Genomic DNA, 22,116 nt, shown 5'->3' on the forward strand with positions numbered 1-22,116 from the left:
CTGTCGAAAGAGTCTTTGCTCTCTCCAACGCCCCAGTATACGCCATTTAAAAAGGTGATGGCGCTTGTTTTGGTAGCCGTTGCCTCCCGCTCATCGGTGGCCTTTAAGGTATAGGTCTTATTGCTTTTTAAGTTGGCTCCTTCGATGGTTTTGGTCGTCAGGGACTTGTCGATTCCTTCCCCGTCCAGGGTCAGGGTTGTCGGCGTTTTGTTGGTTTTCCAGGTCAGGACTACGGTATTGACAGTGCTGCCCATCTCTACGGTGTTGACGTTGTTGGTAAAGGATATGATCTGGATGGCTTCATACAGGACTTCTTCCATCTGCTCTTTCAAGGCGTCTAAGGCATCTTTTACCGTTCCTTCCTCGTAAGATACCCCATCCGCGGATGTGGCTCCCGGATCCCCTTTTTCTCCTTTTTCTCCTTTCTCTCCAGTATCGCCTTTCGGCCCCTTTAAGGCTGCAAGCTGTTCCTCTGTAAAATCCTCGTAGGTAAATGGATCCCCTTTTGGTCCGATGACGCTCCCTAAATCAATTTCTCTTGCCATATGGTTTCCTCCTTTATTCTTTATAAATGGCTATCAAATGGCCATTTGTCCGGATCTCAAAGTCCGGGGTCTGGCCGTCTTTCCCTTTTAGTTGCTCCAGTAAGACTAAATCCTGCCAGTCGTTACTGTCTGTGTACCGCCACTGGATGGCTGTCCCGTTGTTTTTCAGTTCGATTTCCCGTCCACCGCCCTCCCCGCCGGATGGGAGGCGGATTCTGGTTCCGATTTCCTTTCCTTCCGAAAGAAGGGACAGCATCCCTCCGTCCAGTTTCAGATCATCCGCTTTTGCCCCCAGTTTTTCCAATATCTGCTGGTAAACATCCTGAGAAGGAGGCGCCGGCGTCTCTCCCTCCCGGTAGCCGGAGGCGGCGATGTAGACGCTCTCCTTATTTGCAGTTATGAGGTTCCCGCAGAAGACCGATACCTGGCCGTGGCAGCTCTGGTCTGTGTCCAGAAACTCCCAGGGAACCAGGCAGGCATCCTTTTCTAGAAGCTGCGCCCAGCATTTCCCATCCCGTTCAAACAGGGCAGTCTTGGGATCGGCCCATTCCGGCGTATCAAAGATAAACTCCGCTTTTAGGTAATTCCGGGACTTTGCCACCACCGGGAACCGGTCTGTCCGGGTGATAATCTGGTTTGTAACATGAAAGGTGAGGACTGGATCCATACGTTTCACCTCCTACTTTTCCTCCACATAAAGCCCAATCAGGTCTGCAAGGGCCTGATAAACCGGCTGTCCGGTATCCCGATTACAAAGGTATACTTTTCCGCCCTGGGTGTAGTATGTTCCATTCTCTAATGCCATGTTACCGTTATACGGAATCGGATCCTCCTTCGTCCCGGCGTGGGTTTCGTCAATCACCGCATACAGGCTTTCCGTCCCCTGCCCCGGAACATACTGCTCCTGTATCAGGAGGGTATCCTGTAAGGTCTTATACAGCGTTCCTTCATAGGTAAACTTGTAGCCTCTTTCTATCGTCTGGCCGATCACGGTTTTCCATTCTGGGTACAGGTTCTTCACCGTGATTGCCTGTACATCGGTCAGAGACTGCGCCTGCATCTGCGCCACCAGTACCGCACTTTCGTACATTGACTGGCGTTTCTGGATGGCTTTCACTCCCCTCTCGGCCGGGGTTAAGTCTTCCAGATTATAAACAACAAGCAGCCCTTCGGGAGTTTCCTCCGTCTCTGACTGCTCTGTTATAGATACCCGTTTTACTTTCCGGTTTCCTCGTATCTCCCGGGATTCTCCGCTGACAATTGTGTACTCTTCCAGGTTCTCTTCCGTCATTTTTGTGTGGAAGACTGTAAATGCCTCCATATCTTTCAAATACAGGCTGAAACTGTACTCGGTGGCTCCGGACAGGATTTCCTGTTCTGTCCTGTCTGCAAAAATAATCTTGTTTTCCATTTTCTTTTATCCTCCTTTATATACTCGCTATCCAGGAAGCACGTGGCTGGCATCCACTTCCGGAATCATTAAACACTCGCAAATTAAAGCCAGTTTTTGTTACAGAACCCTCTTCAACCGTCGCTGTAAGCCCTCCATAATTCGCATTTTCGGATTCTGCTGGACATACAATCCCTACCACCACGTTAGGGATCGACGGGAACGCTTTCGGGAAGGTAATCTGAACGATTCCATACGACTGATCGGGGATGTTCTCTTTTCCTGACGCATTGATAAGTCCCGTCTTTCCACTTTGAATCCTGGCGTGTTCCTCATTGATTGCCTCAACCAGATTGTCCTTTCCATCCGTATCCAAATCGCTCAAATCGCCCTGGTTGTCTGCCAACTGTTTTCCCATCGCCGCCGACAGGCCGGAGTCCGTGGAAGTACTGGTAAGATTGTTTACGATGGACGGAATCGTTGGTTTATCCTTTAAATCGCTATAACTCCCAGAAAATGCCACCGTGTGCAGGTCTGCGAAGAATTTCTTAATCTTCCCGAGGATTACTTTCAGGGTGTCCGTTGAAAGAATGTTACTCCGGGTAGATGCCTGGGTAAAATTGACGGTTGCCGTATCCAGGTTTTCAATCTCCCCTGTATCCCCTCTCGGGATCGTGAAATCAAAAACAGCAGCACCGGAAGTTCCCCTGTTGCTTACCTTGGCTTCTGTCCCCGGTTCTCCGGTTGTTACTGTCCCCACGGTGATTGTGGCTGCCGCTCCCGTTGCTCCGGTCGCTCCGGTAGCCCCTTTGATATTTCCCTTTTTTGTCCAGCTCCCGGAAGACTTCTGATAAACGTCATAAGTGCTTGTCCTTAAATAAAAATCCCCGTTCTTTCCGGTACTGGAAGAAGGAACCGAAGTGCCGGATAACCAGGTTGCCCCGTCTTCCCCGGTATCTCCTTTGGGACCATCAAACTCCCCGTTCTCCAGTTTGGTTTTTACCTGGTCAATTAATCCCTCCATGTTGCTTATGGTTGTACGCGCATCTTCTATTAGTTCATCTAAGATGCCGTATTCATTGGCAGACTGTACGGCACTTTCGCTGACAATGTTCCGTTCTACCCGGAACGGGATGAGAAACGTGGCCAGAATGGAGGAGCTCTTTACAATCTGGATCTGCCCCGGATACTCGCCTGTCTCTGCAAACATCTGCGTGGTCGGCTTTACCGTTACCACGTTGTTTTTTAATGTGGCTGTGTTGTAGACCTCCTTCCCGGAGGGCTTTTTTATGTAGATTCTGGCTGTTGCCCCGGAAGGAATTGTGTAATCCATAAAGGAAAACTCCAGGGTTACGGCGTTTGTCCCCTGGACATAGGGTACTGGGAGGAGCATCCTTTTCTGGGTTACCCACAGTTCTCTTTTTATGATTTCCATGTGGTTTTCACCTCCTTATTCTGGTTCCTCAAAATCTTTCCACCAATAATCTACCAAGATCCCATGTACAAAACTTAATCTTGCATATCGGAAGCTTCCGAACACATATCCAATTCCATCCCTCCAGACTGCATTTTTAGGTGCAACGAATTCAAAGGAAGCGTTTTCTACTCCTGTTGAATTATTAATCATTAACTTATCTAAAACAAAACGGATTCCTCTTGCATCTGCCGTCTCTGTATTTCCAATTTCAAGGCCGATTCCATGTCCATTACTGTCTTTTGTTATGTAATATTCCGGCACAACCTTTCCTTCAAATATATGCCCCCCTGAAATATTTGCGTTTTTAATTAAAAGATAATCTCTTTGTACACGGGAAACATTTGTCCCACTAAATACATACTGCGGTGACATAAACCAGGCTTCTCCGTCATAGTCATAACGCACTAAAGTTTCCCAACCACTTGTGTCTCCGTCAAATTTTGAGTCTTTCCATGCCTGGATATAAAAAGTTCCAAGCGATCCTTCTTTATCGTAATCGTAATTCATAATAAGCAACCGTTTCTTTCCATCATCTGAGGTACAGCTGAATCCATTTTTTGTAATTCGGAATCCTCCTATCGTCCCCGCAATGGCCTCCAGTCCTCCGGCATCTATTTTACAGATGGTATTTCCATCTGCGTCTACTACGTGGATGTTGCTTCCGCTTCCTTTTTCAATAGTGAACTGCATGTTCCCACTATTTAAATTCCAGAAATTCTTTCCGGTTTTATCCGAGAGCAGGCCTGCTACAATAATGTCCGCAATAGCTCCTTTTCCGGTAAGGGCCGTCGTCCAATCCCAGTCTTTTCCATCCTCCGTTCTCTGTCCGGCAATCTCAATCCCCTTGGTTCCAATTGCCAGGGCTCCATAGGTTGGGCTATCCGGATCCAGATCTTCAAATAAGATGGCTCTTGTTCCGACTTTTTTCGCTATATTTGCCTGTGCCCTCAGGGAGGTCATTGCCCCGTTGATAAACCCGGCAATCTTCTCCGCCACGAGAGAGCCGTCCGGCCGGATAGCACCGTCAATTCGGTTGACCGCGGAATCCACGTCATTGAAGTAGTTATACTGGAAGTCGCCCAGGACAACAGACTTTACTTTTTTCCGGATACAGTCCCATTCCAGTTCAATGACACGGGCATCCGTCACAATCCCTAAGTGGGAGTTTTTGCAGTGGATGGTATCACCTAAAGAGACGTCCTCTAAGACAGCGTAATCCTTATAGGCCTCTGTATCTTTTAAAAGTACCATGTCCGCTGAGATGGTAACTTTTGGTTTATCCAATCCTGCCCTGTACTGCTCTTCGCAACGTCGTTTCAGGGCTGCATCCAGTTCCGCCTGGGTGTCGCAAAGAATCACTCCGTTTTCCTCATCGTCTTCACTGGCATCCTCTCTCATTTTCACGTCCGAAAAGGTGATGGTTCGGATTTTGATGGTAGGATAGTTGTCAATCAGCGGAGAGTCCACATATCCGTTGTTGGTCATGGTATAACCGTTATAGGCTTTTGGGTAGATTCTGGTTACCACTTCCCGGATGTCCACTTCTTCCGTCAGTCCGTCCTGGGGGATGTTCTTCCCATAACGCAGCTCCACCCCGTAGTCGCCGCCCACCCGTCTATTGATAATAACCGTATAATCATCAAAGAGGATTTCCCCTCCCCACCGGTTGATGAAGCTGTTCTCATCATCCCCGTTGATGGCCTCCATCAGGTTTTTAAACTGGTAATAAGCTGTGGCAGTGTCGACGATGTCCGATTTCCCCTGATACTTACTGTTGGGAGCTGTCATAAGTTTTAAGGCGTCCCAACCGATTTTATTGGTCGGCCGGACGTCTACTAGAAAACAGTCGTCCCTGGAATCGTAAAAGATGGATTCCAGGGTAGCGGAAATGCCGGAATCCCGTTTTTCCTTCCGTTTAATCCTCCACAGTTGGTCTTTCCCATAAAAAGAAGGAAGCTTTACAACCGCTTCCTCCTTGATGTATTTCCATCTTCCTTCTTCATCAATAGGGTGCTCCAAAGTGGCCTCCCAAGTGCTGTTTAAAATAACATGGATATTTGCTTCTGTCGGCAGGAGTGTCATATCCCCGTTTCTTGTAAATCTATCGTCAGACTCACCATTGTCGTAATACACGCCGATGGTAAAGGTCTCATTATGGAAAATACAGTTATCTTCTAAGCCGAATCCAAATGCTATACAGTCTTCGTTTTCCCGAATGGTAGCCCACATCTCGTTTTCCCCGTTTGGCATTGTACTTCCATGTCCTGTGTACCCTGTCCCGTCAGTAATAACTCCAAAATATAACCGGCTGCGTTCGCTTTCTACACTCGCTTTCATGTAATAATTGGTTCCATATTTCTTTTTACTCAAATCGAGTGTAAACATATGAAACACATTGCCTTTATGGGTTCCATCCAGCGTGAATTCTATTCTTCCGTCTTCTTTTATTTTTCGTGTAAACTTGACTCCACTATATTCCTCGGAGAAACCCGAATATTCCGAGGAAGGTATCAGGCATGTTTCCTTTTTTCTTTCATAAACCTGTATCATTATAAGCACCTCCAGTTCGGGATGATTTTCAAGTCAAACCCGGATGTAATCGTAATCGTATTCTCCCCGGGCTGCAGGTACAAATCTTCGTAGTCTCCCGTTACCTGGGTATTCTGCAGGGTCCCGTCTTCCCGGTAGGCCAGCATCCGCCCGGTATCAATGGTCAGGTTCTGGCCTACGTTGGCATTCATGGTCTTCCCATTTACGGTCAGCGTGCAGACGCCTTCCCCTTCTATTAGGTAGATGGGCTCGCACAAAGAATATGGGTTATACAGCACCTCTGCTTTTTCCATTTCTCTCTCCCCACCGGAGATATAGACTCCCGGCTCACATGTAAAGGTAAAGTCAAAGGTGCAATTGTAGTCCGTATCATGGCTGGGTTCTCCTACCTCTACCTTTTTTACTTTGTAAAAATAGTTTTCTGCATCTTTATAGACTACTTTCCGGCTTTTCCGGATCCATTGCACTGCCCGTAAATAAGCCGGATCCAAATCACTTCTTTTGGATACTCTAATCTCCACAGAATTCTGGATAACGGTATCACTGTATATGCCTGTATCTACGGCCAGTGTTCCTTTTCTCCCTGCAATCTCTTTTAGCTCTGTTTGTTTCTGGCCAAGCGTTATCACCGGCAGGGTGGGAAACAAGATTCCGTGATCCGCTGAATTCCCCTGTTCATTTTCAAAATAGTATTTGATGTTTCTCATCCGTTTCCTCCTTTTGACCGTCTCACCGCATACTGGGTACTGGATACCTTCTTAATAACTGCCTTCACAGTTTTTCTTTCCATCTCTTTTCCATCCACCTCAAACACGTTGACAAGCTGTACAGGGATTTCCTCGCCTTCTTTCTCTGGAGTGTTCAAAGATGGGAAAATATTGCGCGTAAGTATTGTTTCTGACTGAATTCCTCTTGTAGCTCTTTCTATATTCATTCCCATTATGGCACGCATGCGTTCAGTAATCCCTTGCATGTTAAATGCGGACAACATTCTGGAGGATAACTGTGTAGATGTCTTTTCAACCTGCCTCTGCCCTTTTTCCATCCCGACAACAAGCCCTTCATCATAAGACAAACCAAACTTTCTTGTCTTTCTTGAAGGGGAATTGATATCTAATTCGTTCTGCGCCGCCGCCAAAGCGGATGCTGCCACGGATACTGCTGCTGAAATTGCCTCTGATTCTCCGGCATAAATGCCATTTGCAAGGCCATAAGAGAAATTTAATCCGTCATTATATGCCTCTCCATAAATATCACGGGATTCCAAACCTCTGACTGCCTGGTTTCCCAACGAATGGCCGGCGCCTTTCACCAGACTGTTTTTCTCTCCGATTCCTTTCGCAAGACCATTACCGAAATTCAGTCCTTCTTTTGTTCCCTTTTGCTGAAGGTTCTGACTTTCCAGTGCTTCGCAGGCTTTTTGGCCCAACATTTTCGCAGCACTTACGGTAACCGCGCGACTGGAATTAATCCCGTTCTTTACGCCTTCTGCAAAACTTTTTCCTTCCGCAGCTCCTGTCTTTGCAAGATCTGCAGATTTTAAAGTATAAATAATGTCATCTGTAAATTTCTTAACGGAAGAAGAAACATCTGAATTACTAACAGAGGTACTGTAAGCATTTCCGAGACTATCTCCAGAAGCTTCCACATTTCCCTTTTGGTTCTCTGTTTCCTGTGCAATATCTGATGCCGTTTGGGAAACGACTTCGGCCCCGGCAGAATTGTCACCGCTTTTCACTCCGCTGTCGTAACTGTCCTTCTGCGTTTTTCCTGCCTGTGCTGTCTGTTCTTTTGTAGCCTCAGCAGTTTCTGTCATTTTATTGGCTGTTTCCTGTACTTCCTGCTGTGCTGCTTCCGGCATACCTGAACTGGAAATTGCAGTTCGCGCCCTGTTCATCCAGGAATCAATTTCTTCCTGTGATGCTCCGGCCGCTTTCGCATACTCTGCCTGGGCAAGATAATAGAGAGCCTCTGCTTTTCCTACGATTTCATCATTAACCCCCTGTGCCCCTTCACTGGCTGCCGCCTTTATTTTTTCATACTCGGTATAAAAAGTATTTACCTGTTTACCTAATGCTTCTTTTGAGGTTGCATCCGCAGTCTGCAACTCTCCACTTAATGCCTGCACGGCTAAAATAGCATCCTGGCTTCCTGATTGTACTGCTCCGTATGCCCATTCATAATTGGCGATTGTGGATTGATATTGCGCCAGTTTTTCCGTGGCTTTTTCATGGCTGTCTTTACACAGCTTTACTTCGTCTCTTGCTAATGCTACTACTTTGGAATAGTTTTCTAAACCTTCTTCGCCTCTTTCAACCGCAGCATTAAAATTTTCCTGTGCCTCATATTCTTTTTCTCTCGCCTCTCTTAAATTATCATAGGCCTTTGCTACATCCTCTACAGCTTCGTCCTGTTTTTTTATTGCCTCTGAATATGCGTCATCATAAGCAGACAGAATCGCCTCTTCTCTTTTCTTCTCAATCAACTGGCTAATGGAATCTTTTAACTTGTCGTATTCTTGGATCACTCCGTCAATGATTTCGATCTCTGTTCCTGTCGCTTCGCTTAAAGTATCGGTAATAAAGGCCGCTCTTTCCTCATAACCTTCTTGGATTTTTCCATTCTGATCGACAATTCCCTGAAGCTCATCCCACAGTTCCTGATAATAGCCATATTCCGATTCAATTCCTTCTACCGATTCCTGCCGGGCCTTTTTCGCATCCTCTAATGCTTCAACCTCTTCGGTTAATTTTTGGTTGAATGCCTCACTGTCAGAAATCGTATCTTCCAGAGTCAAATTATATAAGGCAAGTCCTCCAATGGCTCCTCCTACAACAGCTGCAATCAAACCGATAGGATTTGCTGATGTAACGGTATTTAAAATTGCAGTTTCTGCAGCTGCTTTTTTTACGTATACCCTATATGCGTCCATTGCAACATTGTAAATCTTCTGGGCAGCAGCAGCTGTTTTTACATAACCGTTATAAATAAAGATAGCTGCTGAAATCCCTCCAACCAATCCCGCCAATTCTCCGAGATGGTCACCTGCAAAGTCAAGAGCATCTGTAAATAAAGGAAGAGCCGTTTCCGTAATCTCTTCTACAATATCAAACAGGTTTTCAAACGTATGTACGGTTGTTTCGATCCCTTTTTTCAGTCCTCCGCCTGTAAGGGATTTTGAAATTGCCTCTATTGCCTTTTCCACTGGCTCCTGCAGTTCTTTTGGCAGAAGTTTCACCAGTCCTTTTGCCAGAGCTTCCGCAATCACCCCTGCAGCCTCCAGCAATTCGTCTGCGTTATCTGAGGTGCCGTCTATAAAAGCGTCTATAAATTCAGCCGCCGTATCCACCATATCCGGTGCATATTCCGCCGCTATCACTGCTAAATTTGCAAATTCATTTCCGGCCGCCTCAATGGCACCTTCAATCCCGCCTTCTTCAAAAGCATCTGTAATTGCTTCAATTGCTTTTTCCGCTGGATCCCGTAGTTTTTTTGGAAGAAGCTTCGTCAAACCCTTTGCCAAAGTCTCTGCAATCTCTCCGGCAGCCCCTAATAATTTATTTTTATTTTCGGAGATTCCTTTCATAAAGGACTCTATAAAATCAACTGCCGCGTCTACCATATCCGGCGCATGCTCTGCAGCCATTACTGCCAAATCCGCAAATTCATTTCCGGCCGTTTTAACAGCTTCTTCAATCCCTCCCTCTTTGAAAGCATCTGTAATTGCATTCACGCTATCCGTGACTGTTTCAACCGTATCTTTCAAAGAACCGGAAACACTTTCATAAAATACAATTCCGAAAGTTTCCGCTGAACCTCCAAGCTGTTCAATCGCTCCTGCCAGGTTATCCTGCATGGTATCTGCTGCTGCTTTTGCAGATCCGTCACATGTCTCATAAGATTTTGTTAATTCAGACAGGCTGCCTTCTCCTTCGTTTATCAGAGCCAGCATCCCCGAAGGAGCCTCCTGCCCATAAAGGGTTACCAGATAATTATTTTTCTGTTCATCTGTCATGCCCTCGGTTGCCTGTCTCAGCATTCCTACCTGCTCGGAGAGGGATTTCATCTTTCCATTTGAATCATAAAAAGATATTCCCAGTTCATCCATCGCCTCAACCATATTTTTTGTAGGCTTCGACAATCTGGACAGAGCACCTCTTAATGTGGTTCCTGCCTGACTTCCCTGAATTCCGGCGTTTGCCATAATACCAATAGCAGCGGCAGTTTCCTCCATGCTGATTCCTGATGCCCGCGCCAACGGTGCGATATACTTCATCGCCTCACCGGTTTCCGCTACGGAGGAGTTTGTCCTATTTGCATTTTCCGCAAGGACATCCGCTACATGCCCTGCTTCTGATGCAGCAAGTCCAAATCCGCGGAGTGTTGATGCCGCAATATCAGAACTGCTTGCCAAATCTTCTCCGGAAGCCGCTGCCAAGTCCAAAAGACCGGGCATCGCATCCATAATTTCTGTTGTAGTAAAACCGGCCGCTGCCAGATTCTCCATACCTTCCGCTGCGCTGGATGCTGAGAAAGCGGTATCCGCCCCTAATTGAATTGCCTGGTCTTTTAGTTTTTGGAAGTCTTCTCCTGTTGCTCCTGAAATCGCCTGTACTCTTGACATTTGGGCTTCAAAATCCGAACCTACTTTTATAGCTGCCGTGGCTACCCCGCCTAAAGCAGTTGCAGTTCCAGTAATCGCTCCGGTAATAGCTCCAGTAGTTACTTTAAGCCCTTTAACCGTTAAACTATTTAATTTTGACAGGCCTGTTTTTATCCCGGAATTGTCCAGGGCAGTCTCAATTATTACTTTCCCATCCGCCATTTTTCTCACCTACCTTGTTTCTTTGCAAAGTAGGCTTGGATGCTACTCTTTGGTGCACCTCTGAACTCTTCCCTTTGCCGGATATTCTATCCTATTTATTTTTTTGCAACGCGGACATTTCATCTCCCCTTTTATGAATTCTGCAAAAAGAAGAGTATGTCCACATTTTTCACACTTTATTTTTTCAATCATTATCACCTGCCAACAACGCTGTTATATCTTCCCCACGAAGCAGTGCATCTTCAATTTCTCTGGCCTTTTCGTCCGGCCTTTCTCCTTTACGTTCCAGGCTGTAATATTTCTGCATGGCTTTATAAAAAGTTCTTTCTTCTTTCGTTAAGCCTTTTTTCGTAAGATCCCTGGTTCGGTATTCCATTATTTTAGATAATTTTGTCTCGGCTCCTAAGTTTTCCAACAGTATCATAAACTTCCACCAATGCATGTTTTCCTTCTGCAGGTCAATCTGAAACTGCTGCAAAAAACCCGCATAAATTAATTCGGCATCTACATCAAAATCAAATGGCTGATTGCTGTTGATTCCTGCAACTTTTTTTGGGAATTTCTTAGATGGTTCTTCTCTTCCGCAGGCTAGGAACCAAAACCATTTTTCGATATGTTCTTCTGTGAAAACCCGAACTTCCGGATAAAAGCGCCGCAAAATCTTTAATAACACCTTTTGAGGAATTTCCTTTTTGCACTGATACGGCTTTAGGTTCTGATTACAAGATAAAACGGTACGAAAATCCCAGTTTATCCTGCATTTCGTACCGCCAACTTTTACAGATAAAGGAAATCTTTCTATTAACGGATTCATTTTTTCGAAGTCCCTTTGGAAAGATTTCCTAAGTTTCTCATAATTCCCTTATAACGTTTCTGCTGCCGCATCTGTTCGTTTACCAGACGTTCATAAGCGTCCATGCAAACTAATAAATCGTCCTCTTCTCCACAAATCTTCACGCCGGTCCCGGATCCGAATACAGAGTCAAACATTTTTTTAATTCTTTTACAAAGATATTCCGTTTTCTCCTTTTCGGTTTTATTTGCCTGCATATCCTGCTTAATCGAACGCATTTTTTTCAGCTCTTCAAAATAACGTTCTCTCATCTGTATATTTTTAGAATTGTAAAGAGAAAAATCTAATATAACTCCATGAATTACCATCTAAAGCCCCTCCTTCTTATGCTGATAAACTACTGTTTGGTGTAAAAGTCTTCGTTTTGGTATCAAACTGTCCATATTCCCAGTCTGAAACCGCCAGGAGATTTCCAGATCCCTGAATCTCTCCATCGTTGTCTGAGAACTCAGATACTTCAACGGCCACTCTTCTCTTTTTAGCTTCGTAGGTAGTCGCCTGTTCAGCTACCTGTTTCTCTAAATAGACAATTACATAGTCTGTTTCTGCATCCACACCCGTTTTTTCTTTTTCTCCAATCCCTGCGATATATTCGATGGCTTTTTCTGATCGGATTAAGTCGAACTCCAAAGGAGCCGTCCATTCATAAGATCCAATGGTCTGCGTAGCCGATTTCTGGTTCACATACCGCTTTGAAGTTGTCTGAGCTGATGGAGAATCATCCAGCTGCGTCACCCCAAAGCCCAATAATTCATACTGCGCGCTCTCTTCGCTTGAGGTAATATTTAAATAGCCTGGATGCTGCCATCTGCCAACAACTCCTGTATTTGCTGCTTCTGAAAAAATCTGTAAATTCATCTTCATATTTTTCTACCTCCGTTTATAATAAGTAAATTGACATTGAATCCGATACTGACAGCTTGTTCCCTGATTATCGTATAAATACCCATCTGTAGTTGCACGTATGGATTTGCTTTGCAGCTGCCCGGACAGATTGGGAAGCTTCCTTTCTTTTGTGCATTCTTCCAACCAGTCCGAAAATTTCTCATAAAATTCAGCCGTATTTAAATTTTCAATAGGTCCATACAATTCACGAGAACAAAGTGAAAATACATATTGTCGCAATGTATCTCCATTTGCAAACCTTTTCAAAATAGGTTCTGCCGGCGTGGATTCGATGCTGTACATTGTTGGATCCGCTTCTAATAGGTTCATATTTACAACTGGAAAAGTTGCCTGTTCGAATTCCTCTAGAAATGGACACTGTTCAATAAATTCCTTCACTTTACATGCAATACTCATTTTGATTTTCCTCCGCAATATTCTGCTGTTGCCTGAACAATCTCTTTGCCCCTGTCTATCCACATACGCTCTGTCCATCGTGCTCCCCGCAGGCCATTCCCTTTATTTTCATACCATTGTTTTCTGGCATAGGGAGAATTGTAGGTAATGCTTCCAGGAAGCTCTGTTACATCTGTTTTTAACCTTCCTGTAAGCATGGGCACATACGGATCGGAAAGCCTTTTTATTTCGTGTGTAAAAAATCTCTGCCCTTTTCCGTTTTTATTCAGGTTCCTTTTTAAGAGTATTTTATCGGCAGGATCAAGCTTCAGTCTTACTCTTGCAGGCATCTAATCGCCTCCTCCGATTCTGATATGCGGGGAAGTTCCAATAAAATTTTCTGTATGGTTCAAGACCATTCCCACCACTCCAGAAAACTCTTTTTTCACCTGAGATATTCCCTCTACGAAACTTTTTCCCCACTCCCCTAAAATAAAGAAATCACCGTCTTGTACCGTCCATTCTCTCACTATTCCTGAAAAAGTCTGATAACTAGAAGGCGGTACCCAGTCTTGCTGTGGAAATGGAATTCGGATTTTATATTCATTTGCACTCACCAGAGCTCCTTGTTGTATTTCTGTTTTTCTGCTGCAGTAAAACCACACATCTTCTATTTTGTGAGGAAAATAAAAAACTTTTCTTGTTTGTAAATCCGGCCTTTTGTTAAAAATAGTTATCGTTGCATTTGTTCGCATGACACCTCACCCCTGCATATAAAAGTCCCGAATGGGCCAAATATCTCCGTATCACTCCCGATATTTCTCTGTGTAAAGAACCGGTCTCAGAAACATAGGTAACACTATAGCCATCGGTATTTTCTGACTGTATCTCCCGCCCGCCTGACTGCTGTTTCCGTTGTTCCTCCTGATACAGTATTTCTGCCACTTCACATAGGCAAAGCCATACCTGTTCCTGATGAGTTTCGGATGGATTCTGGTGTATAGCTTCTTTTAAATAACCATCCGCTTTTCTTATCATTCGCTTAAAGCTGGCAGCATCCGGGATGAGCGCTCCTCCATACTCATTTCTATAAAACACAAAATCCACCGGCATCATAAATAACACCTTCTTTATTCTACGATTCCCGCTGCTTTCAGCTTGGAAATCAACACATTAATAGCCGCCTTGTTGGCATTTGCCAGGGAAACTGCGCTTTGAGCCGTTGTTTTGTCATAAGCGTCTTCTGCCGCCGTTGCATCTGCTGCTGATACAGAAGACACTGCCGCTGCCTTTTTTACTCCTCCAAGCGCCGTAGTTGTTGCTGCCGGAAGCACATAGGTTTCCCCGGTCCCTATCCCCGCTTTTATTTCCTCCCAGTTGTCTGCCATATACTGAATCGCTTCTGCAATCTGGTCTGTATCAATATCAGATACCTCACCGCTGCCTTTTATGGCAACGGCAAGATTTTTAACTGCATCTATAACCCGCATTTTTTCCTCCTTTTCAGGCGCCTGCTTTTAAGATAGCAAATGGGCATCTCTTTGTTTTATCTGTCTGAATAGAATTAATTGGGTTCGGAATTTCCCATCCTAAACGCATAACAGCTCTCAAAGCCACCATATCCTGCTGCATTAAGTTGTAGGCGATAGAACCGTCTGTATTCTGCACAACGCCTTCTGTAAACAATTTAAACGTAATATCCTGCCGAATAGAATACACAAGCTGAGAAAAATCTCCTGAAATCATCAGCGCTTTTGATTTATCAAAAGCTCCGTTATTTGGGAAATTCATCGGAGAGCCATCCAGGCTGTATGTAGTTGCCCCCTGCATATCCGACTTAAAAATCAGCTGCCCCACATCGTCTCTCAGCCCTCTTAACTTAGCTCTCATGGAAATATCTGCCATATGACCAGTCACAAAAAAGCCTGAATTTTCTACTTTTGCAATAACACCGTCCTCACCCATAATTTTGTCATATAAGGAGTCAGAACTTCCTAAAGTCACTTCACTTTTTGCTTTTGTAGCGGTCGTTACTAAACCATCTCTCCAGGAGGAGGGCTTATCTTCGTCAAAAAGCACGGCGCCGTCAATTTTCTTGCCAAATGCCTCTTCGACTCGTGGCCTTACTTCTCCCCAGATGTCATAATCCGAATCATCCAATACGGCCTCTGGAATTGGAACAATAACCGCAATTTCCTCTGCCGTAATAAATTTCTTATCCCATGCCATTTTCGTTGTCTTTTTCTGCCCGGAATCCCCGTTTACAAAATAAGCCAGCGGAAGCATGTCCAGTACTGGCATTTTATACGTCCTGCTGGACATATTCGGCAATTTTCTGCCCCTTGACAGAACGGCTGACTGCGTTACCACTCCCTGGATAATCTCTCTGGCCCTTTCTTCCGGGATTAAAGATTCCGCCCCGGTCCTGTCAATAATATTTACATCTGTTTCAAACATCCTAAGATTCATTCTGTTTCTGTTCATCCTTACCTCCCCGCGGCTCTTCTAATGGCCGCATTGATTGAATCATTATCATTTTCTTTTCCGGTTCCTCCGCCGGTCTGTGTGCCTGTGCTTACCACTCGGTAAGGCTGTCCTGCAAACCGTGGATTCTCTTTTAAAAATTTTTCTGCTGCTTTCTTAAAATCAGTCTTATCGTCTACCATTTTCGATACCTTAAACATGACATAATCCAAATCTTCTGCTTTCACGCCTTTTGCACTTAAAATTTTTTCATTTTTCATCTTAGCTACTTCTTCCAGGGCATCATCTCTTTCCTGCTGCAGCTTAGCCGTATTAGGCTGACTGTTTTTTTGCCGTTCCCTGTAATCATTCAGCGCCTGCTGTACCTGTTCCTGAGTCATTCCCTGCTGCTGAAAATAAGATTTTAATGCTGCCTGTTCCGCTCTGTGGGCTCTTGCATTTGCGATTTCTTCTGCCTGTTCAAAGCTGAACGTCGCCTGATTTCCACCGGCATTCCCTCCCTGGCTGCCGTTGCCAGTTCCTGCGTTTCCTCCCTGCCCGCCGGCAGTTCCGGCTCCTGCGCCGTCTTCAAATAGCCTTAAATTCATTCTGTCTTTCATTTTCAATCCCTCCATTTATGAGTGTTTTTCCGATGCTTTTTTCTGTCATCACGTTTCGGACATAAAAATAAGACGCTTCACCCCGCGTCCCATAGGGAGATACCGGATCACCGCCTTTCTATCCTCTTTCAATCTTTATGCTGTTTGGATATTGATTTGCTATGTCTTCAATAGCGATTACCATTGCCTGAAAAAGTTCGCTGCTGCAACACTCCTTCTTTATGTCCCGGATTTCCAAATGGCCATCCTTACGGATCACTTCTCCCCAGTTCCTGTCTTCCACAAAATTTGCCACCATTTGACTAACAGCTGAAATTCCGTGACAGACCACAGGATTCTCTGCATGCCCGTCAAAAATCACTCCATTTTCTTTGTAAGTAATTGTAGTCATAGGCTCTCCTTTCTTAAAAATGGGTATAAAAATACCACTCATCCTCAAAAGAATGAATGGTCTTTCATTAATCATTAATAGTTGTGCCACTGACACTTTCTGCAAATGTCTTTCCAATTTATCTTTCTTTTATATTCATCCGGAAGAGAAGATTCAACAAGCATGCCATCAACGACATCCCTGTTTTCAATACAGTCAATATCTTCTATCTTTCTGTCTACCAAAGGACAGAATACCCACCTGTCATCCATATTTCCTTAACACCTCAATTACTTTTTTTGTAGTTCCTTTTATTTCATCACCCTTATAAGCAGTACGGATTTGAAGGTTATTCTTATTAACATAAGCCACACCATCCAGGCTGTAATATCTCTCAAAACGTCCTTTCCAGACTGTCTCTGAAATACGCGCATTTTCTATAAAGGACTTTGCCTCTTCAAATGAAATGTTATGATTCCTCTGACCGTTAATATGTTTATCATCAAAGCTCAGGGCATCCATATCAATCTTAACTGGTTTTGTATGTATAATGCCTTTTAACCCTGCCTCATGCAGCTCTGACTTCAGTATAGCATCCCTCTCCATTTTTGCAACGGTTTTTCTATATGCTGCCTTCCCCGGCGCGACCCTGCCAAGCCCGTCCATGTAAACCCGTTCCATTTGCTCCGGGATCCTCATTTTCCTAGAAAAATTCTGGTACTGATGAAGCGTATTCAGATATTTAGATTTTGCGGCTAATATATCATCCTGATTGGCTCCTCCCTGCTGCAGCTGACGTACATTTGCTCTCTGACTCCGCATCTTTGTCTCCATTTGCCGCTGCATCTGCGAAGCCTGATAAGGCGTATATTTCTTCCCATTATACAGTCTCGTCTGCTGCTCCTTCGCTTCCAACTCCTGTAACTGTTCTGGCGTATAGGTACGAACAGAAAATCCTTCCACAAACGCCATATAACTATGTCGGCAGTTGGCACCACAAAGCCCCGATACCTCCCCGAGTCCGCAGACGGATACCAACTCCTGTTTCGTGTATACATTTCCGCCCCACCAGTGCGAAGGTCTGTGTCCTGCATGCCAGGTTACTTCATAGGCATCTGTACCTAAATCTTTCGCTATCTTCTCATTGATTTGTGCTGACAGCTGAGAAACCCCTGTCATTACAGCTCTTCTTACTGCGACTGGTACTCTGCTGCTATATCCGGATGCATAATCAATGGATTTAATCCCTGAAGCAGTCATTTCTTTTACTACGCGTCTCAAAACAGTATTATAGTCAAAGGCGCCCGTCACAATATCCATACATGCCCCATCCAGATACTTCTGATAATATTCAGACAAAGGAGTAAAAGCTTTTTTCCCTCCGCCTATATCTACAGTCATACCTAAAGACCGCGTCAGATTCTTAATTTCACTGTTTGTTTGGCTAATTACCGCCTGAGCCCACTGTTGAATCTGTTCATTCTCTTCCAACGGAATAAAATGTCCATTTATTTGTTCATATGCGTTTTTATAACGAACGTATTCCCAATTGCTTACCTTGTCATAAAGTGACCATATTTCCGGATTTGATGCATGAAGCAAGCGCTTTATTTCCTGTTCTACAAATTCCGTACTATTTCCTAAAATCAGCAGCTTATTTATCTGATAGTCTGCTGTACTGGTAATCTCTCCGGTCTTTTTTATTCTCCTGACAATATCCGTGAAAATTCTATCCTGGAGTTCATAAAACAATTTTTCTACTTGAAGAGGAAGGCCTCCTTTTTCTTTTGGGGTCATTTACATCACTCCTCTTCTGGATCCGGATCGCTGATTTCCTGTACAATTCTTTTCGCAGCGTCTTCCTCCGTTTCTCCATACCACTTTGCCCGATACTCTACCAAGCTCATAGCCCCCATACTGACATCCTGTCTGTCGCTCTGCCTTTCTGCCTGTTTATCCTCTATAATTGAATCGTCAAAGTCTATGACTATCTTCGTGTTCGGATCCAGTCCCGTGTTTAATACATTCCCCAACCGGATAATAATTCTGATTAATTCCTCTAAAACAGGCTCTAAAAGAATTTCATGCTTACTTATCGTCCGGTACATATCTGAGTTTTCTGAAATAACCTGCGTTGCTGTCTGAATACTTCCATTTTCAAACTTATAATGATTCTGGCCAAACCCGCATTTCATGGAAAGAATGTTTAAATTATCGTTAATAGCTTTTTCATGCTCTTCTGCACGTATTTCCATATTAACTTCCACGATAGGCTTTCCGCCTGTTTTCTCCAGTGTCCCCTCAGGAAGCTGGTAAAAAACAATATCATTTGGATCAAATATCGGATTCCCCAGAAGATCCGTCCGCAGCATTTCCGGCGCGGTGAAAATCCGCTTCTTTCCTAAAACAAATTCATTTATGTAAGAATCGTAAGCAATGTCTGTTCCCTGTAAAACATCTATCGCATTGGCAAAGATAGATACCCCCATCGGATTGTCTTTTCCATAATTGTTTACGATGTTTAAACGGTCAATAACAAACTGGCGCTCTGTGGAGCCTGTCTGTATTTTGGGCGCCAGATTTTCCAGACCTTTCAAAGATGCCCAGTCTTCCGGATAGATTTCTTTTCCAGTTCCATTCGTACATTCCACGACGTGGTTCTCAATCACATACTGGCCTGATTCCAGTTTGTGAATTTGAATCTGTGCATATTTTTTTGTACTAATGGTTTTATAAAAGACAAAAGCACATTCTGACACATGTCCATTGCTCCAGGATAAGGGAACTTTTTCGTTCAAAAGCAGATCTGCAATATCCTCTGAAACCTTTTTTGCCATTCCCAAACTTAATCTGCGGCAAGCTGTATATTTATTTCCATTGTACACACGGTATCTGTGGAATTTTTTTACGTTGGCCTGATACCAGCTCTCCCAGATGTCAATTAACGTATAAAAGCCATTGTCAAGGGTATCGTACCCTGCCTTCTGCAGATATTTTACAATATTCAATTCTCCTCACCCCTTTCTCCTGCCGGAAGGAAATACTTGATTTTAGACCACAGCCCCATCACCAAATATCTCCACGCATCACAGCAGTGGTCATCTACCTTCATGGGTTTCTCCCTGCCAGATTCAATTGATTTCGGATCATATTCGTATGTTCCGAGTTCCCGGATCAGGTTTTCCTGGCCCTCCGATACCGACATCACCTGATAGGTCATGCATTTCTGCACGCGTTGTATCCCGACTGCGACATCATTCTCCGCATTCTTTATAACAATAGAATATTGATTGCTTTCCACGACAAGACGCTTAATTTCTTCCGCTAAGCCTTCTGCAGACGGGTCTATGAACACATAAAAAACACTGCACGAATACTTTTCATGCAGCGCATCTGTAAATTTTATTAATTCCTTCGCATAATCGGACGGGCTTTTCTGCTTTCCGGATTCCCTTCCTGAGTGGTAAAACTCTCCGAGCCCCTCCATCCTGCGTGTATTGATATTAAGTCCTGCCGCCTGATAAGTCGTCGCATTCTGTTGCCCATAATCAACGCCTACTCCGATCAGTTTGTAATGCTCCGCTTCTGGCTCTTTCCGAAGACTGTCATTGAACATGTAATAAATCAGGTCATCAACACCGATGCATTCTCCAAGCCATACCCACCTGTATAATCGGTAGTCTACGCTTTTCAACAGTTCTGCGGATTCCAGAAGTTTCTTTCCGAGCCAGTTTACAGGGACATCACGGTAATCAATGTGCTTATGTATAGCGTCTTCTCGCAGCTCCATCTTTCTGCACCAGACATTGACCGGTGCATTCGGATTCTTTGGCGGATTGTACAGATAAAGCATCCTGAACGACTCATTATTTCCCCTGACGAACGTTGCTTCGATGTTAGTGAGCTCTTCTTCGCCTTCGCCGACGTCAAAAAACTCTGTCAGCTCATCCAGAATGACAAGTCGGATTGGTTTATCCTCATCAATAATACCTTTCGTGTCGTCTATACTGTCCGAGCCGGAGAAGTAAATGATGTTCCCATTCCTTTTATGCCGAATCTCCATCGGAGAAACACCTATATCAAAATCATCTTTGCTAAGACCGAGACGCCCGATCGCCCGAATGATTTCTTTGTATACAGTCTTTCGCAGCTTATTATGCCGTTTTCTCAATACAACAACTGCTGCAGGTTCATCGGAAATGATCGTTGCTATGCCAAGGATTCCAGCGAAACTCGACTTTGTACCGGCACGACCTGATGTAATGATCTGATGTTCATGCGTCCGGTCATCGAAAACATCCCAAAGTTCCGGTATAATTACATCATATGGATCTTTTGCGCTGTTGCTGCCTTCATTTTCTGTATCTTGTTTCGCCACTTTTTCTTTCTGTGCCTGCATCAACTGTATCTTTGCCATCTGCTCTTCCAGATCCGCATCTGTCTGTCCAGACTGTCCGGCATACTGCGCCACAAAATAAGCAGCCTTCGTGTTGCCTTTCATTGCCTCTTTAATCTGGGCCATTAAAAGAGCCGATTCCAGAGTACACTCAACTCCGAGTGCCTCCAGAACCGGCTTATATTCTTCACTATCTATTTCCGCGGTAAGTAGCAGGTTCAGCGTCTTCCTGAAATCTGCCTTCCGGCGCCTCGCTTCACCGGATGCTTTACCGCCCATAACAGCGATTTCTCGCCGTTCCTTCGCTGTTCGTTCATGAAATCCATGTCCTTTTAAGTTTTCTTCATTCGGCATTTCACCACCTTCCAATCATTTGATTTTTATCTACTAGGACATCTGGGAATCGAACCCAGGGCATCTTGACAAAAAGTCAAGTGCTCTACCACTGAGCTAAAGTCCTAAAAGAAAGGCATCCCGAAGGATGCTCTTTCTAAATGATGATGAGACTTAATTAACATTTTTCTTTATTAATTCCTAGTACCGAAGCAATTGCTTCTTGTAACAATCTTGAATAATTTACACCTTTTTTATCAGCTTCTACACTCATCCAATATGGAATTGTACAGTTCTTTTTCACTGCTTTATTATCAACCCTTCTTCGATACTCTAAAAAATCAATGTCAACTAATGTTAAAATATTATTTTTTTCTACCTCCACCTTTACGCTACCAGGTTCTGGGATTTGTTTTCCATCATCTTCTAAATCAATTCCCATTAATCCAATAGCATCTCTTGCCATTTCCATAGCGTCTACTATAGTTTCACCTTGAGTCCCAATGCCAAAATCGGGAATTTTTACGTAATACCCATCATCCGTTTTTTCCAAAATGATTGGATATGCTCCTTTCTTCATGATAGTCCTCCTTTTTTTCTATAACCAAATAACTTTTTAAGTATTATGAAAATATATCAAGTTTCTGGGGCTACAGCCCCAGTTTCTTGATAATCGCCTGTGCAAGCTTCTCATTGATTTCTGAATGTCTTGGGATAGGTTCTACTCTCTTTCCATCGGTATAAAGATCATGATTACCACCATATCTCTTCAGAAACCATCCATTCTTTTCAAGGCGTTTAATTAAGTCTCGTCTTTTCATAATAACTCCTTAAAATAGTATTATTTCTGGTCATGTTTATATTATACGTATTTAATGCGTATTTGTCAATCCCTATACCTATAATCGCATAAAAAACGCCCCATATTTCTACAGGGCGTTCTTACTTATGAGGGGGAAAATCGACAGTATTTAGGCTACTGCCCTGCCTGATACAGCAGCAAAGCTGTGACA

At 44.1% G+C, this 22,116-nt stretch carries 24 protein-coding genes and 1 tRNA gene; all 25 read right to left on the reverse strand.

Annotated features, from left to right (window positions below; genetic code table 11):
* Positions 1-545, reverse strand: a 545-nt coding sequence (locus B5F53_RS15160; protein ID WP_204246946.1) for a hypothetical protein, incomplete at its 3' end; no start/stop codon positions are given.
* Positions 546-558: 13 nt separating this feature from the next.
* Positions 559-1,212 carry a hypothetical protein gene (locus B5F53_RS15165; RefSeq protein ID WP_087224947.1) on the reverse strand — a complete coding sequence of 218 codons (654 nt, stop codon included), beginning with the start codon at positions 1,210-1,212 and terminating at the stop codon, positions 559-561.
* A 12-nt stretch (positions 1,213-1,224) separates the two neighbouring features.
* Positions 1,225-1,956: a hypothetical protein gene (locus B5F53_RS15170; RefSeq protein ID WP_087224950.1), complete on the reverse strand. Its 732-nt coding sequence runs from the start codon at positions 1,954-1,956 to the stop codon at positions 1,225-1,227.
* Positions 1,957-1,972: 16 nt separating this feature from the next.
* Positions 1,973-3,370: an H-type lectin domain-containing protein gene (locus B5F53_RS20430; protein ID WP_140398252.1), complete on the reverse strand. Its 1,398-nt coding sequence runs from the start codon at positions 3,368-3,370 to the stop codon at positions 1,973-1,975.
* Between the two features lie 15 nt (positions 3,371-3,385).
* Positions 3,386-5,962 carry a phage tail spike protein gene (locus tag B5F53_RS15180; protein WP_087224953.1) on the reverse strand — a complete coding sequence of 859 codons (2,577 nt, stop codon included), beginning with the start codon at positions 5,960-5,962 and terminating at the stop codon, positions 3,386-3,388.
* Positions 5,962-6,669 (reverse strand): hypothetical protein, encoded by a 708-nt coding sequence (locus B5F53_RS15185; protein WP_087224956.1) that lies wholly within the window; start codon positions 6,667-6,669, stop codon positions 5,962-5,964. Before B5F53_RS15185 ends, B5F53_RS15180 begins: the two co-directional genes overlap by 1 nt.
* Positions 6,666-10,787 carry a phage tail tape measure protein gene (locus B5F53_RS15190; RefSeq protein ID WP_087224959.1) on the reverse strand — a complete coding sequence of 1,374 codons (4,122 nt, stop codon included), beginning with the start codon at positions 10,785-10,787 and terminating at the stop codon, positions 6,666-6,668. The genes B5F53_RS15185 and B5F53_RS15190 overlap by 4 nt, the downstream gene beginning before the upstream one ends.
* A 184-nt stretch (positions 10,788-10,971) precedes the next feature.
* A complete protein-coding gene (locus B5F53_RS15195) occupies positions 10,972-11,601 on the reverse strand; it encodes a Gp15 family bacteriophage protein (protein WP_087224962.1) in 630 nt (209 codons plus the stop codon).
* Complete coding sequence (locus B5F53_RS15200) at positions 11,598-11,948, reverse strand: DUF6673 family protein (RefSeq protein ID WP_087224965.1); 351 nt, start codon at positions 11,946-11,948, stop codon at positions 11,598-11,600. Before B5F53_RS15200 ends, B5F53_RS15195 begins: the two co-directional genes overlap by 4 nt.
* Before the next feature lie 16 nt (positions 11,949-11,964).
* The gene (locus B5F53_RS15205; RefSeq protein ID WP_087224968.1) at positions 11,965-12,504 is read right to left on the reverse strand and encodes a hypothetical protein; all 540 of its coding nucleotides are present in this window, start codon (positions 12,502-12,504) and stop codon (positions 11,965-11,967) included.
* Between the two features lie 6 nt (positions 12,505-12,510).
* On the reverse strand, positions 12,511-12,942 hold the full coding sequence (locus B5F53_RS15210) for a hypothetical protein (RefSeq protein WP_087224972.1): 432 nt from the start codon (positions 12,940-12,942) through the stop codon (positions 12,511-12,513).
* Positions 12,939-13,271 (reverse strand): minor capsid protein, encoded by a 333-nt coding sequence (locus B5F53_RS15215; protein WP_087224975.1) that lies wholly within the window; start codon positions 13,269-13,271, stop codon positions 12,939-12,941. Before B5F53_RS15215 ends, B5F53_RS15210 begins: the two co-directional genes overlap by 4 nt.
* On the reverse strand, positions 13,272-13,676 hold the full coding sequence (locus B5F53_RS15220) for a DUF6751 family protein (RefSeq protein WP_087224978.1): 405 nt from the start codon (positions 13,674-13,676) through the stop codon (positions 13,272-13,274). It abuts the gene before it with no gap.
* Positions 13,645-14,037 (reverse strand): hypothetical protein, encoded by a 393-nt coding sequence (locus B5F53_RS15225; protein WP_087224981.1) that lies wholly within the window; start codon positions 14,035-14,037, stop codon positions 13,645-13,647. The genes B5F53_RS15220 and B5F53_RS15225 overlap by 32 nt, the downstream gene beginning before the upstream one ends.
* A 14-nt stretch (positions 14,038-14,051) precedes the next feature.
* Positions 14,052-14,411, reverse strand: coding sequence for a head fiber protein (locus B5F53_RS15230; RefSeq protein WP_087224984.1), 360 nt, complete (start codon positions 14,409-14,411; stop codon positions 14,052-14,054).
* A 13-nt stretch (positions 14,412-14,424) separates the two neighbouring features.
* Positions 14,425-15,405 carry a phage major capsid protein gene (locus B5F53_RS15235; RefSeq protein ID WP_087224987.1) on the reverse strand — a complete coding sequence of 327 codons (981 nt, stop codon included), beginning with the start codon at positions 15,403-15,405 and terminating at the stop codon, positions 14,425-14,427.
* A gap of 2 nt (positions 15,406-15,407) precedes the next feature.
* The gene (locus B5F53_RS15240; protein ID WP_087224990.1) at positions 15,408-16,004 is read right to left on the reverse strand and encodes a hypothetical protein; all 597 of its coding nucleotides are present in this window, start codon (positions 16,002-16,004) and stop codon (positions 15,408-15,410) included.
* Between the two features lie 118 nt (positions 16,005-16,122).
* Entirely contained in the window at positions 16,123-16,395 is a 273-nt protein-coding gene (locus B5F53_RS15245; protein WP_162610625.1) for a ribosomal-processing cysteine protease Prp, read from the reverse strand.
* Between the two features lie 74 nt (positions 16,396-16,469).
* Positions 16,470-16,646: a hypothetical protein gene (locus B5F53_RS19950; protein WP_162610626.1), complete on the reverse strand. Its 177-nt coding sequence runs from the start codon at positions 16,644-16,646 to the stop codon at positions 16,470-16,472.
* A complete protein-coding gene (locus B5F53_RS15250) occupies positions 16,639-18,171 on the reverse strand; it encodes a phage minor capsid protein (RefSeq protein WP_087224996.1) in 1,533 nt (510 codons plus the stop codon). The genes B5F53_RS19950 and B5F53_RS15250 overlap by 8 nt, the downstream gene beginning before the upstream one ends.
* A 5-nt stretch (positions 18,172-18,176) precedes the next feature.
* Positions 18,177-19,382 (reverse strand): phage portal protein, encoded by a 1,206-nt coding sequence (locus B5F53_RS15255; protein ID WP_087224999.1) that lies wholly within the window; start codon positions 19,380-19,382, stop codon positions 18,177-18,179.
* On the reverse strand, positions 19,379-21,124 hold the full coding sequence (locus B5F53_RS15260; protein ID WP_087225002.1) for a PBSX family phage terminase large subunit: 1,746 nt from the start codon (positions 21,122-21,124) through the stop codon (positions 19,379-19,381). Before B5F53_RS15260 ends, B5F53_RS15255 begins: the two co-directional genes overlap by 4 nt.
* Positions 21,125-21,158: 34 nt before the next feature.
* Positions 21,159-21,230: transfer RNA gene (locus B5F53_RS15265), tRNA-Lys, on the reverse strand.
* A gap of 51 nt (positions 21,231-21,281) precedes the next feature.
* Positions 21,282-21,683 carry a type II toxin-antitoxin system HicB family antitoxin gene (locus tag B5F53_RS15270; RefSeq protein ID WP_087225006.1) on the reverse strand — a complete coding sequence of 134 codons (402 nt, stop codon included), beginning with the start codon at positions 21,681-21,683 and terminating at the stop codon, positions 21,282-21,284.
* A 70-nt stretch (positions 21,684-21,753) separates the two neighbouring features.
* A complete protein-coding gene (locus B5F53_RS15275) occupies positions 21,754-21,924 on the reverse strand; it encodes a type II toxin-antitoxin system HicA family toxin (RefSeq protein WP_087225009.1) in 171 nt (56 codons plus the stop codon).
* Positions 21,925-22,116: the final 192 nt, after the last annotated feature.

It is taken from the genome of Blautia sp. An249, from assembly GCF_002159835.1.
GTDB lineage: Bacteria > Bacillota > Clostridia > Lachnospirales > Lachnospiraceae > Blautia_A > Blautia_A avistercoris.

Excerpts from the sequence above, each read along its gene's own strand:
- B5F53_RS15240 (WP_087224990.1), bottom strand. The coding sequence starts at position 16,004 with ATGAAAGACAGAATGAATTTAAGGCTATTTGAAGACGGCGCAGGAGCC.
- B5F53_RS15180 (WP_087224953.1), bottom strand. The coding sequence starts at position 5,962 with ATGATACAGGTTTATGAAAGAAAAAAGGAAACATGCCTGATACCTTCC.
- B5F53_RS15215 (WP_087224975.1), bottom strand. The coding sequence starts at position 13,271 with ATGCCTGCAAGAGTAAGACTGAAGCTTGATCCTGCCGATAAAATACTC.
- B5F53_RS15205 (WP_087224968.1), bottom strand. The coding sequence starts at position 12,504 with ATGAAGATGAATTTACAGATTTTTTCAGAAGCAGCAAATACAGGAGTT.
- B5F53_RS15220 (WP_087224978.1), bottom strand. The coding sequence starts at position 13,676 with ATGCGAACAAATGCAACGATAACTATTTTTAACAAAAGGCCGGATTTA.
- B5F53_RS15185 (WP_087224956.1), bottom strand. The coding sequence starts at position 6,669 with ATGAGAAACATCAAATACTATTTTGAAAATGAACAGGGGAATTCAGCG.
- B5F53_RS15225 (WP_087224981.1), bottom strand. The coding sequence starts at position 14,037 with ATGATGCCGGTGGATTTTGTGTTTTATAGAAATGAGTATGGAGGAGCG.
- B5F53_RS15245 (WP_162610625.1), bottom strand. The coding sequence starts at position 16,395 with ATGACTACAATTACTTACAAAGAAAATGGAGTGATTTTTGACGGGCAT.
- B5F53_RS15270 (WP_087225006.1), bottom strand. The coding sequence starts at position 21,683 with ATGAAGAAAGGAGCATATCCAATCATTTTGGAAAAAACGGATGATGGG.
- B5F53_RS20430 (WP_140398252.1), bottom strand. The coding sequence starts at position 3,370 with ATGGAAATCATAAAAAGAGAACTGTGGGTAACCCAGAAAAGGATGCTC.
- B5F53_RS15165 (WP_087224947.1), bottom strand. The coding sequence starts at position 1,212 with ATGGATCCAGTCCTCACCTTTCATGTTACAAACCAGATTATCACCCGG.
- B5F53_RS15190 (WP_087224959.1), bottom strand. The coding sequence starts at position 10,787 with ATGGCGGATGGGAAAGTAATAATTGAGACTGCCCTGGACAATTCCGGG.
- B5F53_RS15210 (WP_087224972.1), bottom strand. The coding sequence starts at position 12,942 with ATGAGTATTGCATGTAAAGTGAAGGAATTTATTGAACAGTGTCCATTT.
- B5F53_RS15260 (WP_087225002.1), bottom strand. The coding sequence starts at position 21,124 with ATGCCGAATGAAGAAAACTTAAAAGGACATGGATTTCATGAACGAACA.
- B5F53_RS15250 (WP_087224996.1), bottom strand. The coding sequence starts at position 18,171 with ATGACCCCAAAAGAAAAAGGAGGCCTTCCTCTTCAAGTAGAAAAATTG.
- B5F53_RS15195 (WP_087224962.1), bottom strand. The coding sequence starts at position 11,601 with ATGAATCCGTTAATAGAAAGATTTCCTTTATCTGTAAAAGTTGGCGGT.
- B5F53_RS15235 (WP_087224987.1), bottom strand. The coding sequence starts at position 15,405 with ATGAACAGAAACAGAATGAATCTTAGGATGTTTGAAACAGATGTAAAT.
- B5F53_RS15200 (WP_087224965.1), bottom strand. The coding sequence starts at position 11,948 with ATGGTAATTCATGGAGTTATATTAGATTTTTCTCTTTACAATTCTAAA.
- B5F53_RS15230 (WP_087224984.1), bottom strand. The coding sequence starts at position 14,411 with ATGCGGGTTATAGATGCAGTTAAAAATCTTGCCGTTGCCATAAAAGGC.
- B5F53_RS15170 (WP_087224950.1), bottom strand. The coding sequence starts at position 1,956 with ATGGAAAACAAGATTATTTTTGCAGACAGGACAGAACAGGAAATCCTG.
- B5F53_RS15275 (WP_087225009.1), bottom strand. The coding sequence starts at position 21,924 with ATGAAAAGACGAGACTTAATTAAACGCCTTGAAAAGAATGGATGGTTT.
- B5F53_RS19950 (WP_162610626.1), bottom strand. The coding sequence starts at position 16,646 with ATGGATGACAGGTGGGTATTCTGTCCTTTGGTAGACAGAAAGATAGAA.